Raw genomic sequence first — 14,652 nt, 5'->3', positions numbered from 1 at the left:
GCCGCCCCTTACCCGGGATACCATGATGGCACGGATGACACGGCAAGGCTCGGTCCGTGCCGAATCAGGTCCGATTACGATATCGGTCGACGCCATGGGCGGCGACCGAGGCCCCGGCGCAATCATTGCCGGTATGGGCCGTGCGGCCCGCGACAATCCCGATATCCATTTTCTGGTCCATGGGGCCGCATCCAAGCTGGAACCGCTGGTCGCCAAAAGGCGTGACCTGTCGGGCCGCTGCAAGGTGCGTGATGCCGAAGGTGTCGTGACCATGGACGCCAAGCCCAGCCATGCCATGCGCAACGGCAAGGGCACCTCCATGTGGTCGGCCATCGAAACCGTGCGGGATGGCGAGGCGCAGGTCTGCGTATCTTGCGGCAACACCGGCGCGCTGATGGCCATGTCCATGGTGCGCCTGCGCAAGATCCCCGGCATCAACCGTCCCGCCATTGCCTGCCTCTGGCCGTCGCGCAATCCCGGCGGGTTCAACGTGATGCTGGACGTGGGCGCCGACATTCGCGCCGACGCCGAAGACCTTCTGCAATATGCGCTGATGGGCACCTCCTATGCCCGCGTCGGACTGGGCCTGCCGCGCCCGCGTATCGGCCTGCTGAACGTCGGCACCGAAGAGCACAAGGGCCGGGCCGAGCTGAAGCTGGCCCATGACATGATTGCCGCCGCTTCGGAAACCGCGCAGTTCGATTTCGTGGGGTACGTCGAAGGCGGCGACATTCCGTCCGATCGCGTCGATGTCATCGTGACCGACGGCTTCACCGGCAACGTCGCCCTGAAAACCGGCGAGGGCACCGCCAAGCTGATCCGCGAACTTCTGCGCGAAGCTTTCAACCACACCATCCTGTCGCGGTTTGCAGCGCTACTGGCAATCACCTCGTTGCGGCGTCTGGCCAAGCGGATCGATCCGCGCCAGGTCAACGGCGGGGTGTTCCTGGGCCTGAACGGCACTGTGGTGAAATCCCACGGGTCCGCCGATGCGACCGGGATCGCCGCTGCGATCAAGCTGGCCGCCGAACTGGGGCAGGCCGATTTCCCGGAGCGCATCGCGGCACGGGTTGCATCCCTGTCCGACACGGGCCAAGGTGGCGGGACGTCCGGACAGGTATACGGAACCCAGAAATGACAACACGCGCCGCAATTCGGGGAGTTGGCCACTACCTCCCCGAAAAAGTATTCGAAAACAGCGAGTTCGCGGCAACTCTGGACTCCTCCGATGAATGGATCCGGTCGCGATCCGGGATCGAGCGGCGGCATTTCGCAGCCGAAGGCGAAACCACTTCGGACATGGCGGCCAAGGCCGCCGAAGCCGCCCTTGCGGATGCCGGGCTTGGGCCCGATGATATCGACGCGATCGTACTGGCGACCTCCACCGCGGATCTGACCTTTCCCTCCGCTGCCACAATGGTGCAGGACAAGATCGGCATGACCGGCGGGTTCGCCTATGACGTACAGGCAGTCTGCGCCGGTTTCGTCTTCGCCCTGACCAATGCCAACGGTCTGATCCTGTCGGGACAGGCCGAACGCGTTCTGGTGATCGGCGCCGAAACCTTCAGCCGGATCATGGACTGGACCGACCGCGGCACCTGCGTGCTGTTCGGCGACGGCGCCGGGGCCCTGGTTCTGGAACGCGTCGAAGGTGACGGAAGCAATGCCGACCGCGGCATCCTTGCCAGCGACCTGAATTCCGACGGCCGCTACCGCGATATCCTTTACGTCGACGGCGGCGTCTCGACCCATACCACCGGCCACCTGCGCATGCAGGGCAAGGAAGTGTTCCGCCATGCCGTCGAGAAACTGGCCAGCACTGCCCATACTGCGCTGGAAAAGCTGGGAATGACCGGCGCTGACGTGGACTGGATCGTGCCGCATCAGGCCAACCTGCGCATCATCAAGGCCACCGCCCAGAAGATGGGGGTTCCGATGGAGCGCGTGGTCGTGACGGTGCAGGACCACGGCAACACTTCGGCGGCGTCGATTCCCCTCGCCCTGTCCGTGGGCAAGGCCCGCGGCCAGATCAAACCCGGCGACCTTGTGGTCGTCGAAGCCATCGGCGGCGGCCTGGCATGGGGTTCGGTGGTCTTTCGCTGGTAAAAGCCGCGCGACTCAAGCCATTGACACCAAAGGCATTGACAGGCTTTCGGGCCTCTCTCTATCCTGCTCTCGGACCTGGAGACGAGTGATGACTGGCAAGACCCTGACCCGCATGGACCTGAGCGAAGCCGTTTTTCGCGAGGTCGGCCTGTCCCGAAACGAATCCGCACAGCTTGTGGAATCGGTTCTCGACCATCTCAGCGATGCGCTGGTTGATGGCGAGTCGGTGAAGATATCGTCTTTCGGCACCTTCAACGTGCGCGACAAGGCCGCCCGCGTGGGCCGCAATCCCAAGACCGGGGAAGAAGTGCCGATCCACCCGCGCCGCGTTCTGACCTTCCGGCCCTCGCACCTGATGAAGGAACGCGTGGCCCAGGGCAACAAGCGCTGATCCGCGACACCGATGCGCAAATCCGCCGAAGCCTTCCGCACCATCAGCGAGGTGGCCAAGTGGCTGGACACCCCCGCCCATGTCCTGCGGTTCTGGGAAAGCCGTTTCCCCGAGATTGCACCGGTCAAGCGGGCCGGCGGGCGGCGTTACTATCGCCCCGATGACATGCGGCTTCTGGGCGGCATCAAGCATCTGCTGCACACCGAAGGCCACACCATCAAGTCGGTGCAGGAACGCCTGCAAACCGAAGGCACGGTTGCCATCGCGGCCTTCAGCCCGGCGCTGGATCTGAAGGCCGGCAGCGGCACCACCGCCGCGACCCCCACCGCCGCGACGCCGGAAAGCGCGGCCCCGCCGCCCACGGCAGAGGCCCCGGATGCCGGGACGCCGCCGCCCCCCTCCGAACTTCTTCCAAAAAAGCCCGCGCCGACCGACGCACGCCCTGGGGCGCAGGACGACGATATCCCGCCCATCGGGTTCTTCTTCGACGACAGCGAAGACGCCGACCCGGCCGAGGATCAAAGTGGCACCTTCGCCAGCAGCCCGGCATCCCCGGCCGAGGCGCCTGCAGACGCCCCGGCCGATCCCGAGGCCACGCCCCCCCAGACCGCACGGCCGTTCGAGGTTCCGCCCCTGTCCCCGGTCCCCTATCTGCCGGGCACCAGCCACGCCCTGCGCGCCCTTGTGCCCGCCCAACTGCCCGCCGCCCATCGCGCCGTACTGCGCGACGCCGCCACGCGCCTGCAGGCCCTGCAAAGCCGGCCTTGGTGAGCCGGGTTCGGGGCTGCATTTTTTGCGATCTTCCGCCTTGCCCTGCCGCCCAGAAATGATAAACAGCGCGAACGTCGGGCCATGGCGCAGCCTGGTTAGCGCGTCCGTCTGGGGGACGGAAGGTCGTGAGTTCGAATCTCGCTGGCCCGACCATCAAAAAGGCCCGTACCCGGTTCCGGGTGCGGGCCTTTTGCCTGAAGGAGATCTGCCGCGCCCATGACCGACCCGAGCCCCGCCCGCCAGGGCGTCCTGCCGATCCAGACCCTCCGCACCATGGTGGACCGGGGCGAGATCACCGGCGATCCCGCGATTCTCGAAGACCAGTACCAACCGGCCTCGCTGGACCTGCGGCTGGGCCGTGTCGCCTACCGGGTACGCGCCTCCTTCCTGCCCGGCAGCCAGGCTTGCGTTGCCGACCGGCTGGGCCGCTTCGAAATGCACCGCATGGACCTGGAGGCCGGCGCGGTGCTGGAAAAGGGCTGCGTCTATCTGGTGCCACTGATGGAATCCCTGGCCCTGCCCGTTGGCATCACCGCCGTCGCCAATGCCAAAAGCTCCACCGGACGGCTCGACCTTCTGACCCGCGTCATCACCGACAAGGGCAGCGAGTTCGACCGCATCGCCGAAGGCTATTCCGGCCCGCTCTATGCCGAGATCTGCCCGCGCAGCTTCTCGGTGCTGGTGCGCGCCGGCATGCGCCTGAACCAGATCCGCTTTCGCGCCGGCAAGGCCGAACTGGACGACGCCGCCCTCACCGCCCTGCACGCCGCCGAACCGCTGGTGGACGGTCCGGCCCATATCGATCAGGGTCTCGGGTTCTCCGTCGATTTGCGGCCGCGCGAAGACGGCGTTGTGGGCTACCGCGCCAAGCCCCATGCCGGGGTCATCGACCTGGACCGGATCGGCGCCTATGACCGCGCGGATTTCTGGGACGAATTGCACAGCGACGGCGACGGTCTGATCCTCGATCCCGGCGCTTTCTACATCCTCGTCAGCCAGGAAGCGGTCACGATCCCGCCGGATTACGCCGCCGAGATGGCCCCCTACATGGCGCTGATGGGCGAGTTCCGCGTGCATTACGCCGGGTTCTTCGATCCGGGCTTCGGTCATGCCAGCGCCGGTGGCAAAGGCTCGCGCGGCGTGCTCGAAGTGCGCTGCCACGAATCGCCCTTCCTGCTGGAACACGGGCAAAGGGTCGGGCGGCTGGTCTATGAACGGATGAGCGAACAGCCCGCCCGCCTCTACGGCGCCGAGATCAAATCGAACTACCAGGGCCAGGGCCTGAAGCTCTCCAAGCACTTCCGCTAATCCCGCCCCCTCCAACGCTTCGGGCGGCGGCGGCCCGGAAAGACGCCCACAGTTTCTTTTTGGCCTAAATACTCCGGGGGAGCGACCGTCAGGTCGCGGGGGCAGCGCCCCCAACGAAAGTACCGCCCCAAACGAAAAAAGCGGCCCCAGTGGGACCGCCCGTCGTTTCGCGATGATCGCGCTTGTGCCTCAGGAGGCTTCGGTGATGAACTTCACCGCGTCGCCGAAGGTCTGGATGGTTTCGGCTGCGTCGTCCGGGATCTCGATGCCGAACTCTTCTTCGAAAGCCATCACCAGTTCCACGGTGTCCAGGCTGTCGGCGCCCAGGTCATCGATGAAAGAGGCACCTTCGGTGATCTTGCCTTCTTCCACGCCCAGGTGCTCGACAACGATCTTCTTCACGCGATCTGCGATGTCGCTCATGTCATATCCTCTATGTCTTTCGGGGTCTTGCCCGTTCTTGATCAACAGCTCCAAAGAGCCACTTCAGGCCACTGGGCCTTCAACTTTTCCCAGAAATGGGTCCCTGCCCCCGGGCAAGTTGCGAGGCCTATAGCATATGGAATGGGGAAGGCAAACGCTTTCGCCGTCCCCGTTCATCCTCAGATCATCGCCATGCCACCGTTGACATGCAGCACGGCGCCCGTGGTGTAGCCGGACTCCGCACTGGCCAGATACAGAACCGCTGCCGCGATTTCGCTGGCCTCGCCCATGCGTCCGGCCGGGATCTGGCCCAGGATTGCGCCCTTCTGGTCGTCGTTCAGCTTGTCGGTCATGGCGGTGGTGATGAACCCCGGCGCCACGGCGTTGACGGTGATGCCGCGGCTGGCGACCTCATAGGCCAGCGATTTCGACATGCCCACCAGCCCCGCCTTGGACGCGGCGTAGTTGCCCTGACCGGGATTGCCGGTGGCACCCACCACCGAGCTGATGTTGACGATGCGGCCCCAGCGTTTCTTCATCATGCCGCGCAGCACGCCCTTGCTCAGACGGAAGGCCGAGGTGAGATTGACCTCCAGCACCGATGCCCATTCCTCTTCGGACATGCGCATGAACAGGTTGTCGCGGGTTATGCCGGCGTTGTTCACAAGGATATCGACGCCGCCCATGGCCTCGACCGCCTGTTTCGGCAGGGCGTTGACTGCCTCGGCGTCGCTCAGGTTGCAGGGCAGAACATGGGCACGTTCGCCCAGGTCCGCGGCCAGCGCCTCCAGCGGCTCAACACGGGTGCCCGACAGGCCGACGGTGGCGCCGGCGGCGTGCAGGGTGCGGGCGATCTCGGCCCCGATGCCGCCCGAGGCGCCGGTGACGAGCGCGGTTTTTCCGGTCAGATCAAACATGTGACTTCCTTCTTTTGCTCGGCTCAGGCGAGCGTGGCCTTGATGTCGTCGGGGGTCGAAATGGCGGTGCAGGCGATGGACCGTTCGATGCGGCGGATCATGCCGGACAGGGCCTTGCCCGCGCCCACTTCCCAAACCTCGGTCACGCCATTGGCGGCCATGAACTGCACGCTTTCGCGCCAGCGCACCGCCCCGGTCACCTGGGTGATCAGCTGCGCCCGGATCGCTTCGGGGTCCGAGGTTGCCTGCGCGGTCACATTGGCCACCAGCGGCGCCACGGGGGCAGCGATGGTCACATCGGCCAGAGCCCCGGCCATCACATCGGCGGCGGGCTGCATCAGGGCGCAGTGGAACGGGGCCGAAACCGGCAGCAGCAACGCCCGCTTGGCGCCCTTCTCCTTGGCCAGCACCGTGGCCCGCTCGACGGCCGCCTTGTGGCCCGAGACCACGACCTGCGCGGGATCATTGTCATTGGCGGCCTGGCAGACCTCGCCTTGCGCGGCGGCCTCGGCCACCTCGGTGACGGCGGCCAGGTCCAGCCCCAGGATCGCGGCCATGGCGCCCTGGCCCACCGGTACGGCAGCCTGCATCGCCTTGCCACGGATGCGCAGCAGGCGCGCGGTGTCGGTGACGCTCAGTGCCCCGGCGGCGGCCAGCGCCGAATACTCGCCCAGCGAATGCCCGGCCACGAAAGCCCCGTCGGCAATGGCCACACCTTCGGCTTCCAGCGCCCGCACGGCGGCCAGCGAACAGGCCATCAGCGCCGGCTGTGCGTTCTGGGTCAGGGTCAGGGTTTCGATATCGCCGGTCCAGATCAACTCGGAGAGCTTTTCGCCCAGAGCCTCGTCGACCTCGTCGAACACCGCCTTGGCGGCCGGATAGGCCTCTGCCAGGGCCTGTCCCATTCCGATCGCCTGGGCCCCCTGTCCGGGGAATACAAATGCGCGGCTCATGGCTCCTCCGTCGCGGTTCTGTGAACACTGGTTGCCCGTCGGGATAGCCCAGCGATGCAGGGCGCGCAATCCGGCAGACCCGCGCGCATCCCCGCAGGGGTCCTGTGCGGACAGCGCGGTTTTGGCCTGCACACAAATGCTCTAGCTTCCCCGGAAAGCTACCTGACGGAGATCGTTCATGTCCGACGCCACCCCCCTTGGCAATTCCGCCTACGCCTATGGCAATGTGACCAAGATGTTTCACTGGCTCACCGCGCTGTTGATCCTGACTGCCTTTCCCCTGGGCATGATCGCCAACAGCTGGCCCTACGACAGCTCGCAAGCCCTGCTGGTCAAGGGCGTGCTGTTCAGCCTGCACAAGACTGTCGGCGTGACCGTCTTCTTCGTGGCGCTGGCACGGATCCTCTGGGCGCTGACCCAGACCAAGCCGCACCCGCTGCATCCTGACCGCCGGATCGAGCATTTTATGGCCGAGCTTGTGCACTGGCTGCTGTATGCCGGGCTGATTCTGGTGCCGCTGTCGGGCTGGATTCACCATGCCGCAACCACCGGCTTCGCGCCGATCTGGTGGCCGTTCGGCCAGTCGCTGCCCTTCGTGCCCAAGGATGATGCCGTCGCGCATGTATTCGAGGGCTGGCATCTGGTCTTCACCAAAGTCCTTGGCATCGCCGTGCTGCTGCACATTGTCGGCGCGGTGAAACATCAGGTCATCGACCGCGATCTGACGCTGGCACGGATGCTGCCGGGGCGGGTCGAGGCCGGGCGGGACAGCGGCGAACACAGCCGCAGCCCGTTCTGGATGGCACTGATGATCTGGGCCGTGGCCATGACCGCCGGCACCGCCCTGGGCTGGCCCCGCGCGGCGCAGACCGAGTCCCCCGCCATCGCACTGGCCCCGGCACCGGTTGCGCCCGCCGCCACCGGCTGGACCGTTCAAGGCGGCACCTTGGGGCTGAGCGTGGTGCAATTCGGCGCCGATGTGGAAGGCAGTTTTTCCGACTGGTCGGCCAGCATCGCGTTTGATCCCGAGGCGCCGGGTCCGGATCTGGGCACCGTCGCGGTCGATATCGCCATCGGCTCGGTCACCCTCGGCTCGGTCACGGCCGAAGCCGTGAAGCCCGAGTTCTTCGATGCCGCGCAATTCCCCACCGCACGGTTTACCGCCACCCTGCGCGCCGGCGACGACGGCAGGTATCTGGCCGAGGGCACGCTCAGCCTGAAAGGTGCCGACGTGCCGGTCACCCTGCCCTTCGATCTGACCCTGACCGGCGATACTGCTGAAATGACAGGCCAGACGACGCTGGACCGCCGCGACTTCGACATCGGCACAGCCACCTACAAGGATGAGGCCACGCTGGGTTTCCCGGTTACCGTCTCGGTCAGCCTGACAGCACAGCGCAACTGACCCCCAGGCGCAATGGGGACGGCGGCGAAGGCCGCCGTCCCGAACCCGGCTTGCGTGGTGCGGGACCAGGCTGGCCGTGCGTCTGTACCGGATTGTGGTCCGGTCCCAGCAAGGCGCGCTGGCCAGACGTCCGCGTCTGGGTCTGGTCGTCGGCATCAAGGCGGCCTCACCCGCGCCCCGGTCTTGCCGATGCTGAAACGAAAAGGGCCGCCCAAGGGCGGCCCGAAGTCGTCTGTCAGGAAGGCTTATTCGGCTTTCATCGCCTCGATCGAGATCTGCACGGCCACCTCGTCGCCCACGAAAGGCGCGAACTTGTCGACGCCGAAGTCCGACCGCTTCAGAACCGTCGTGGCATCGAACCCCAGCCAGGGCGTCTGGGCCATGGGATGCGCGCCTGCCTGGTTCAGGGTGGTGTCCAGAACGACCGCCTGGGTCACACCGTTCAGGGTCAGATCGCCGGTGATCAACGCGGTGGCTTCGCCGGTGACCTCGATCCCGGTCGACACGAAGGTCACCAGATCGTCGTCATCAGCCCCGAAGAAATCACCCGACATCAGGTGCGCATCGCGCTCTTCCCAGCCGGTGAACATCGAGGTCACGGGCATCGACACCGACACGAAGGACGCCGCCGGGTTTTCCGCATCGAACTGGATCTCGCCTTCAAAGCCCGAGAACAGGCCATGGGTGGTCGAAAAGCCAAGGTGGTTGTAGCTGAACAGGATCTGGCTGTGGCTGGCATCCAGAACATAGGCCTCGGCATCGGCCAGAACCGGCGCGGCTAGGGTTGCAGTGGCAAGGCCAAGAGCGGCGGCGAAGGCGGTGGTTTTCATGGTCGATCCCTTGATGTGATTTCGGAACGAGCAACGTGCTCATCCCGCTACACATCGGGTCGAATGCCGGTTTCGGCAATTCCGCGCCAGTTCACAGGCCCCGTTCGGGAATGAACAGACCCTGCGGGACCTATTCGCCGGGGCCGGGGCGCGCCAGGTCGATGTAAGCCGGATTGATGGCTGGAATGCCCCGCGCCTCGGCCAGACGCCCGAGCGTGGCCGAGGCTGCCCGTTGCAACAGGATCGGCACCGCGGCATCGTAATTGCGATACCGCCCGAAAGCCCGCCCCATCGCCGCAAAGGCCAGCAGGTCGCGCGGCATCCCGCGCCGGTTCAGAAGGCCCGGCTTGGCCGCCATGCCGAACAGGGTCAGGATCACCCCGAAGGTTTCTTCGAAAGCACCCGGCTGTGGCGCCGGAAAGCGCGCGCGCTGGATATAGACCAATGGTTCGTCGCCGTCGTTCCACGGATGCACATGGCTTTGACGGGGCGGCATTTCCAGCGTGTCACCGGCAACGGCGGTATAGGCTTCGCCCTGTAGGCTGTAGGTGGCGTGCCCGGACAGGATTTCGAACGTCTCGTCCCAGTCCAGATGGACGTGTTCGGACACGTCGGGTGCGGCGCGCGGCTGGCAGGTAATCTTGATGCTGAACCCGCAAGACCCGGTTTCCGCCGCCCCTTCGAGAACCTCCCATCGGCTGCCGGTCAGCCTGTTTATGGCGATGGTGCCCCGTTCGATCATCTTTCCCCCTCCGGCTCGATGCGAACCCCGCGTGCATCCTAGCACGACCGGGCGACATTTGGGGCGCGGGGACTTGTCCCCATGGTCAAGAACTGTATAAGGGCGCGGTTCCGCAAACCATTATTCGGCGCAGCCTCTCGTGGACAGGGGCGGAACCTTGCGAGCCTGTCCTATGAAATGCGCCCTGACATAGGAGCTGATATGCCGCTTTACGAGCATGTCTTCATCTCTCGGCAGGATCTGTCGAACAGCCAGGCTGAAAGCCTGGTCGAGCACTTCTCCACCGTCCTCGCGGACAACGGCGGCAAGGTCGTCGAAAGCGAGTACTGGGGCGTGAAGACCATGGCCTACAAGATCAACAAGAACCGCAAGGGGCACTATGCCTTCCTGAAAACCGACGCTCCGTCGCCGGCCATTCAGGAAATGGAACGCCTGATGCGCCTGCATGACGACGTGATGCGCGTTCTGACCATCAAGGTCGACGAACATCCCGAAGGCCCGTCCATCCAGATGCAGAAGCGCGACGAACGCGGTGACCGCGGCGATCGCCGTCGTTGATCGGTTCAAAGAAAGGACACTAAGTCATGGCTGCAAAACCGTTTTTCCGTCGCCGCAAGGTGTGCCCGTTCTCTGGCGATAACGCGCCGAAGATCGACTACAAGGACACCCGCCTGCTGCAACGCTACATTTCCGAGCGCGGCAAGATCGTACCGTCGCGCATTACTGCCGTCTCGGCCAAGAAGCAGCGTGAACTGGCCCGTGCCATCAAACGCGCCCGCTTCCTCGCCCTGCTGCCCTACGCCGTGAAATAAGGAGACCGACCAATGGACGTTATCCTTCTCCAACGCGTGGCCAAACTGGGCCAGATGGGTGAAGTCGTTTCCGTCAAGGAAGGCTATGCCCGCAACTTCCTGCTGCCCCAGGGCAAGGCCCTGCGCGCGAACGAGGCGAACAAAGCCCGTTTCGAAGAGCAGAAAGCCCAGCTGGAAGCGCACAACCTGGAAACCAAGGCAGAAGCCGAAGCCATGGGTGAAAAGCTGGATGGCCAGCAGTTCATCGTGATTCGCTCTGCTTCCGACGCCGGCGCTCTGTACGGGTCGGTCAGCACGCGTGACGCCGCAGATGCGGCCACCGAAGCTGGCTTCACCGTGGATCGCAAGCAGGTCATTCTGGCCAAGCCGATCAAGGAACTGGGCCTGCACGACGTGCATGTGACCCTGCATCCGGAAGTCGACGTGACCATCCAGCTGAACGTGGCCCGTTCGCCGGAAGAAGCCGAACTTCAGGCCTCGGGCAAATCGATCCAGGATCTGGCCGCAGAAGAAGAAGCTGCCGCCGAATTCGAGATCGCCGAACTGTTCGACGACATCGGCTCGGCCGCTGTGGACGACGACGAATCCGGCGACAGCACGCCGCAACCGGACCTGTCCGGCGACGACGACAAAGCCTGATCACCAGATCGGACAAGACAAGAAAAGCCGCGCTTTCCAGCGCGGCTTTTTTCGTTTCGCCATGGGCGATTGTGGCTGGGCGTCGAACCCGACTTCGGGCGGCTGGGTCAGTTCATGGCCAGCCGCATCGGCTCTGACCGCTCTGCATGGCCGCCGCAGTCGCCGGCACAGTCCCGGGCGATTGTGTCCCCGCCCGCAGGCGCGGCAAGCCCGCCAGCGGCGCACAGCGCGCCTGGCTCAGGCGCAAGCGCGTAACGCAGGACCGTTGCCTTGCCGTAGCCATCAATCTCGATCTCGATCCAGCCCAACCGGATGCCGTCCGGCACCCGCAACCGCACCGGCATGTAGGCCCGTCGCGGCTCGGGCCCCTGGAACCAGTCGCCGCCGCTGCGTTCCATGTTCTGCTGGCGGCTGAAGCGGATCAGCGAGGCGCTGCGGCCGAATTCCAGGACGTTCGAGACCAGTTCGGCCTCTTCCAGCGGCGCGCCACCGGCAACCGCGGCATGCAGTGCGCTGGTCGCACGAACCCAGATATCGACCTCGTGATAGCCGAACATGTTGCGGCTTTCCCGGCGGATCAGTTCCAGCTTGATATCCTGCTCGCCGTTCTGATCCATGTCGATCCACAGGGCGTTGGAGTAATCATTGCTAAGGGTTGCATTGAGGGTGGTGATTTCGGCACGCGCCAGCCCCGCCGTTGCGAGCGACGCGACCAGGGCCATGAGGAGGGCAGACAGTCGCATAGGGTATCCAGAATGTATCTTTCGTTTGCGGGGGTCCTAACCCGCGTCCGGCCCTCCACGCAAATGCAGATGCATCGCCCTATACCAATGCAACGCAGCCCGGTTTTTACCTATCCGATTGGACACGGCCCCTACCCCAAAAATGAAAAAGGCCGCCCCTTGAGGGGCGGCCCAAACAGGCTAGCAGAGATGACGATTATTCGTCTTCAAGCGCTTTCACGGCTTCCTGCAGGTCATCCTTCGAGACTTCCTTTTCGGTCACCTCGGCCAATTCGAAGATGTAGTCGACGACCTTGTCTTCAAACAGCGGCGCGCGCAGTTGCTGCTGCATCTGCTGATTCTGCTGCACGAATTCGAAGAACTGACGTTCCTGACCCGGGTACTGACGCGCCTGGTTCATGATCGCCTGGGTCATCTCGGCGTCGGAAACCTCGACCTCGTTCTTCTGGCCAAGCTCGGCCAGGTACAGGCCAAGACGGACGCGACGCTCCCCCAGTTTGGTGTGCTCTTCGGTCGGCTCGACTTCCGGGTGGTCGTGGCCCTGCACGTCCGGGTTTTCGTCGTGCCACAGCTGGTGCGCGATCTGCTTGGCTTCGGCTTCCACCAGGCTCGGCGGCAGGTCGAAGCTGACCACGCCGTCCAGCTTGTCCAGCAGGGCGCGCTTCATCACGGCACGGGCCGCGCCGGCGTATTCGGCTTCAAGACGCTCGCCGATCTGGGTCTTCAGGGCGGCCAGATCCTCGGCGCCGAACTTCTTGGCCAGCTCGTCGTCGATTTCGGCCGCCTTGGGGGCCTTGACGGCCTTGATCTTGCATTCGAACACGGCGGCTTTGCCGGCCAGGTGCTCGGCCTGGTACTCCTCGGGGAAGGCCACCTCGACATTCACGTCGGTGCCGGCTACGGCGCCGATCAGCTGCTCCTCGAAGCCCGGAATGAACGAGTTCGACCCCAGAACCAGCGGGTAGTCCTCGGCTGCACCGCCTTCGAAAGCCTCGCCATCGACCTTGCCAAGGAAGTCGATCACGACCTGATCGTCCTTCTCGGCCGCAGCGCCTTCTTCACGATCTTCGAAATCCTGCGCGGTGGAGGCCAGGTTCGCCAGCGCTTCTTCCACGTCGGCTTCGGCGGCCTTGACCACCAGCTTTTCCAGCGAGATCGACTTGAGGTCGGCTTCCGGGATCTCGGGCAGCGCTTCGTAGTTCAGCGCCACGATCACGTCGTCGCCTTCTTTCCAGTCCTCGTTGGTCATCTTGACCTCGGGCTGCAGCGCCGGGCGATCGCCGGTTTCCTCGAAATGCGAGGACATGGCGCCATCAATGCTTTCCTGCATCGCTTCGCCCAGAACCCGCGGGCCGAACTGTTTCTTCAGCAGCGCCATGGGCACCTTGCCTTTGCGGAAGCCCTTCATTTCGATTTCGGGCTGCGCTTCGGCCAGTTTCTCGTTGACCTTACTGTCCAGCTCGGCAGCCGTCAGCGTGATCTCGTAGCCGCGCTTGAGGCCGTCCTTCAGGGTCTCGGTGACCTGCATGATGCTTTGTCCTTCATTCGTCTCATGGTGCGGGTGGAGGGACTTGAACCCCCACGCCTTGCGGCGCCAGAACCTAAATCTGGTGCGTCTACCAATTTCGCCACACCCGCGAAAATCCGCACGGGCCGCAGAGCGCGACCCGCAAGTTCCGGGCCTTCTAACAAAGGCGGAAAAGGGATGCGAGGGGGAATCGTGCGCGTGGGCGCCTTGTCAGACCCCCAATTGCGCAAAGATCGCCGGCAGCGCTTCGGGCAGGTCCTCGGCAATCAGCCCCGCCCCCAGATGACGGCCCGCCGCGCCATGCAGCCAGGCGGCGGTTTCGGCGGCCTGAAACGGCGAAAAGCCGCGCGCCAGAAGCCCCGTGACCAGCCCGGCCAGAACATCGCCCGAACCGGCGGTGGCCAGCCAGGGGGCGGCGGCCTTGCCGGTCAGATGCAGTTCGGCCAGGTGGCCCGTGGGATCGGCGATCAGCGTCACCTGGCCTTTCAGCAGCACCGTCGCCCCGCAGCGGGCCGCCGCCTGGGTGACCGCCGCGCGGCGCACTTCCAGACGGGATTCGCGGGGGTCGGCCTCCAACGCCCTGGCCAGATCCGGGAAAACCCGTGCGAATTCGCCCATGTGCGGGGTCAGCACCGCGTTCGGATGCAGCAGCGCAATAAAGGCGCGGGGGTCATCGGCAAAGGATGTCAGTGCATCGGCGTCCAGAACCACCGGGCGGCGGGTGGCCAGAGCCACGCGCACATGGTTGCGGCTGACCGTGGCAATGCCCAGCCCCGGCCCCATGCAGATGGCGTTCAGGCGGGGATCTTCCAGCACCTCTTCCAACCCGGCCGAACCCTCCAGCGGACGCAGCATGATCGCGGTCAGCTGGGCGGCATTCTCGGCCAGCGCCTCGGGCGGGCAAGCCAGCGTCACAAGCCCGGCCCCCACACGCAACGCCGCGCGGGCGGCCAGTCGTGCCGCGCCGCCCCGGCCCGGCCCGCCAGACAGGATCAACGCGTGGCCGTGATCGTACTTGTGATGATCGACCCGTTTCGACAGGCGCGCAATCAGGGCGGGGGACAATCCGGTACGCGGCATCCGG

Annotated in this window: 17 protein-coding genes and 2 tRNA genes; 10 read left to right on the top strand and 9 right to left on the bottom strand. The window is 65.1% G+C overall.

Annotated features, from left to right (window positions below):
* Positions 1-34: 34 nt before the first annotated feature.
* From plsX to H8B03_RS05390, 6 genes are all read left to right on the top strand, one after another.
* On the top strand, positions 35-1,138 hold the full coding sequence (gene plsX / locus H8B03_RS05415) for a phosphate acyltransferase PlsX (protein WP_193140772.1): 1,104 nt from the start codon (positions 35-37) through the stop codon (positions 1,136-1,138).
* On the top strand, positions 1,135-2,106 hold the full coding sequence (locus H8B03_RS05410; protein ID WP_193140697.1) for a beta-ketoacyl-ACP synthase III: 972 nt from the start codon (positions 1,135-1,137) through the stop codon (positions 2,104-2,106). The genes plsX and H8B03_RS05410 overlap by 4 nt, the downstream gene beginning before the upstream one ends.
* 88 nt (positions 2,107-2,194) lie before the next feature.
* Positions 2,195-2,497: an integration host factor subunit alpha gene (gene ihfA / locus H8B03_RS05405; protein ID WP_193140696.1), complete on the top strand. Its 303-nt coding sequence runs from the start codon at positions 2,195-2,197 to the stop codon at positions 2,495-2,497.
* 12 nt (positions 2,498-2,509) lie between these two features.
* The gene (locus H8B03_RS05400) at positions 2,510-3,268 is read left to right on the top strand and encodes a MerR family transcriptional regulator (protein WP_193140695.1); all 759 of its coding nucleotides are present in this window, start codon (positions 2,510-2,512) and stop codon (positions 3,266-3,268) included.
* 75 nt (positions 3,269-3,343) lie between these two features.
* Positions 3,344-3,421: transfer RNA gene (locus H8B03_RS05395), tRNA-Pro, on the top strand.
* Between the two features lie 63 nt (positions 3,422-3,484).
* The gene (locus H8B03_RS05390; RefSeq protein WP_193140694.1) at positions 3,485-4,576 is read left to right on the top strand and encodes a 2'-deoxycytidine 5'-triphosphate deaminase; all 1,092 of its coding nucleotides are present in this window, start codon (positions 3,485-3,487) and stop codon (positions 4,574-4,576) included.
* Between the two features lie 189 nt (positions 4,577-4,765).
* Here H8B03_RS05390 and H8B03_RS05385 read toward each other — a convergent pair whose 3' ends face one another.
* The 3 genes from H8B03_RS05385 to fabD form a co-directional block, all read right to left on the bottom strand.
* A complete protein-coding gene (locus H8B03_RS05385) occupies positions 4,766-4,999 on the bottom strand; it encodes an acyl carrier protein (RefSeq protein ID WP_193140693.1) in 234 nt (77 codons plus the stop codon).
* Between the two features lie 179 nt (positions 5,000-5,178).
* Positions 5,179-5,916 carry a 3-oxoacyl-[acyl-carrier-protein] reductase gene (fabG, locus tag H8B03_RS05380; protein ID WP_193140692.1) on the bottom strand — a complete coding sequence of 246 codons (738 nt, stop codon included), beginning with the start codon at positions 5,914-5,916 and terminating at the stop codon, positions 5,179-5,181.
* A gap of 23 nt (positions 5,917-5,939) precedes the next feature.
* Positions 5,940-6,869: an ACP S-malonyltransferase gene (fabD, locus tag H8B03_RS05375; protein WP_193140691.1), complete on the bottom strand. Its 930-nt coding sequence runs from the start codon at positions 6,867-6,869 to the stop codon at positions 5,940-5,942.
* A gap of 178 nt (positions 6,870-7,047) precedes the next feature.
* On the opposite strand from fabD, the gene H8B03_RS05370 reads away from it, so the two are divergent.
* The gene (locus H8B03_RS05370; protein ID WP_193140690.1) at positions 7,048-8,274 is read left to right on the top strand and encodes a cytochrome b/b6 domain-containing protein; all 1,227 of its coding nucleotides are present in this window, start codon (positions 7,048-7,050) and stop codon (positions 8,272-8,274) included.
* A gap of 245 nt (positions 8,275-8,519) precedes the next feature.
* Here H8B03_RS05370 and H8B03_RS05365 read toward each other — a convergent pair whose 3' ends face one another.
* Both H8B03_RS05365 and H8B03_RS05360 read right to left on the bottom strand, forming a co-directional pair.
* Entirely contained in the window at positions 8,520-9,104 is a 585-nt protein-coding gene (locus H8B03_RS05365) for a YceI family protein (protein ID WP_193140689.1), read from the bottom strand.
* Positions 9,105-9,234: 130 nt separating this feature from the next.
* A complete protein-coding gene (locus H8B03_RS05360; protein ID WP_193140688.1) occupies positions 9,235-9,846 on the bottom strand; it encodes a cupin domain-containing protein in 612 nt (203 codons plus the stop codon).
* Positions 9,847-10,047: 201 nt separating this feature from the next.
* Between H8B03_RS05360 and rpsF the strand changes: the two genes are divergently transcribed.
* From rpsF to rplI, 3 genes are read left to right on the top strand one after another with little or no spacing between them, the layout of a single operon-like run.
* On the top strand, positions 10,048-10,404 hold the full coding sequence (gene rpsF, locus H8B03_RS05355; protein ID WP_193140687.1) for a 30S ribosomal protein S6: 357 nt from the start codon (positions 10,048-10,050) through the stop codon (positions 10,402-10,404).
* Positions 10,405-10,430: 26 nt separating this feature from the next.
* Positions 10,431-10,658 (top strand): 30S ribosomal protein S18, encoded by a 228-nt coding sequence (gene rpsR, locus H8B03_RS05350; RefSeq protein WP_005982441.1) that lies wholly within the window; start codon positions 10,431-10,433, stop codon positions 10,656-10,658.
* Between the two features lie 12 nt (positions 10,659-10,670).
* Positions 10,671-11,297, top strand: a complete 627-nt coding sequence (gene rplI, locus H8B03_RS05345; protein ID WP_193140686.1) for a 50S ribosomal protein L9 — start codon at positions 10,671-10,673, stop codon at positions 11,295-11,297.
* Positions 11,298-11,404: 107 nt separating this feature from the next.
* Here rplI and H8B03_RS05340 read toward each other — a convergent pair whose 3' ends face one another.
* The 4 genes from H8B03_RS05340 to H8B03_RS19170 form a co-directional block, all read right to left on the bottom strand.
* Positions 11,405-12,040 carry a hypothetical protein gene (locus H8B03_RS05340; RefSeq protein ID WP_193140685.1) on the bottom strand — a complete coding sequence of 212 codons (636 nt, stop codon included), beginning with the start codon at positions 12,038-12,040 and terminating at the stop codon, positions 11,405-11,407.
* Between the two features lie 196 nt (positions 12,041-12,236).
* On the bottom strand, positions 12,237-13,568 hold the full coding sequence (gene tig, locus H8B03_RS05335; RefSeq protein WP_193140684.1) for a trigger factor: 1,332 nt from the start codon (positions 13,566-13,568) through the stop codon (positions 12,237-12,239).
* A gap of 25 nt (positions 13,569-13,593) precedes the next feature.
* Positions 13,594-13,678: transfer RNA gene (locus H8B03_RS05330), tRNA-Leu, on the bottom strand.
* Positions 13,679-13,778: 100 nt separating this feature from the next.
* On the bottom strand, positions 13,779-14,648 hold the full coding sequence (locus tag H8B03_RS19170; RefSeq protein ID WP_193140771.1) for an NAD(P)H-hydrate dehydratase: 870 nt from the start codon (positions 14,646-14,648) through the stop codon (positions 13,779-13,781).
* Positions 14,649-14,652 lie beyond the last annotated feature (4 nt).

It is taken from the genome of Meridianimarinicoccus sp. MJW13, from assembly GCF_014901205.1.
In the GTDB taxonomy this organism is placed as follows: Bacteria; Pseudomonadota; Alphaproteobacteria; order Rhodobacterales; family Rhodobacteraceae; genus Meridianimarinicoccus.
The sequence above is the reverse complement of the archived record's forward strand: the minus strand, read 5'-3'. Positions and strand labels throughout refer to the sequence as shown.

What these genes read in the sequence shown, in the direction of transcription:
- fabG (WP_193140692.1), bottom strand. Translation starts at nt 5,916, where the DNA reads ATGTTTGATCTGACCGGAAAAACCGCGCTCGTCACCGGCGCCTCGGGC.
- plsX (WP_193140772.1), top strand. Translation starts at nt 35, where the DNA reads ATGACACGGCAAGGCTCGGTCCGTGCCGAATCAGGTCCGATTACGATA.
- H8B03_RS05340 (WP_193140685.1), bottom strand. Translation starts at nt 12,040, where the DNA reads ATGCGACTGTCTGCCCTCCTCATGGCCCTGGTCGCGTCGCTCGCAACG.
- H8B03_RS19170 (WP_193140771.1), bottom strand. Translation starts at nt 14,648, where the DNA reads ATGCCGCGTACCGGATTGTCCCCCGCCCTGATTGCGCGCCTGTCGAAA.
- H8B03_RS05360 (WP_193140688.1), bottom strand. Translation starts at nt 9,846, where the DNA reads ATGATCGAACGGGGCACCATCGCCATAAACAGGCTGACCGGCAGCCGA.
- H8B03_RS05370 (WP_193140690.1), top strand. Translation starts at nt 7,048, where the DNA reads ATGTCCGACGCCACCCCCCTTGGCAATTCCGCCTACGCCTATGGCAAT.
- tig (WP_193140684.1), bottom strand. Translation starts at nt 13,568, where the DNA reads ATGCAGGTCACCGAGACCCTGAAGGACGGCCTCAAGCGCGGCTACGAG.
- H8B03_RS05390 (WP_193140694.1), top strand. Translation starts at nt 3,485, where the DNA reads ATGACCGACCCGAGCCCCGCCCGCCAGGGCGTCCTGCCGATCCAGACC.
- H8B03_RS05400 (WP_193140695.1), top strand. Translation starts at nt 2,510, where the DNA reads ATGCGCAAATCCGCCGAAGCCTTCCGCACCATCAGCGAGGTGGCCAAG.
- rpsR (WP_005982441.1), top strand. Translation starts at nt 10,431, where the DNA reads ATGGCTGCAAAACCGTTTTTCCGTCGCCGCAAGGTGTGCCCGTTCTCT.
- fabD (WP_193140691.1), bottom strand. Translation starts at nt 6,869, where the DNA reads ATGAGCCGCGCATTTGTATTCCCCGGACAGGGGGCCCAGGCGATCGGA.
- rpsF (WP_193140687.1), top strand. Translation starts at nt 10,048, where the DNA reads ATGCCGCTTTACGAGCATGTCTTCATCTCTCGGCAGGATCTGTCGAAC.
- H8B03_RS05385 (WP_193140693.1), bottom strand. Translation starts at nt 4,999, where the DNA reads ATGAGCGACATCGCAGATCGCGTGAAGAAGATCGTTGTCGAGCACCTG.
- ihfA (WP_193140696.1), top strand. Translation starts at nt 2,195, where the DNA reads ATGACTGGCAAGACCCTGACCCGCATGGACCTGAGCGAAGCCGTTTTT.
- rplI (WP_193140686.1), top strand. Translation starts at nt 10,671, where the DNA reads ATGGACGTTATCCTTCTCCAACGCGTGGCCAAACTGGGCCAGATGGGT.
- H8B03_RS05410 (WP_193140697.1), top strand. Translation starts at nt 1,135, where the DNA reads ATGACAACACGCGCCGCAATTCGGGGAGTTGGCCACTACCTCCCCGAA.
- H8B03_RS05365 (WP_193140689.1), bottom strand. Translation starts at nt 9,104, where the DNA reads ATGAAAACCACCGCCTTCGCCGCCGCTCTTGGCCTTGCCACTGCAACC.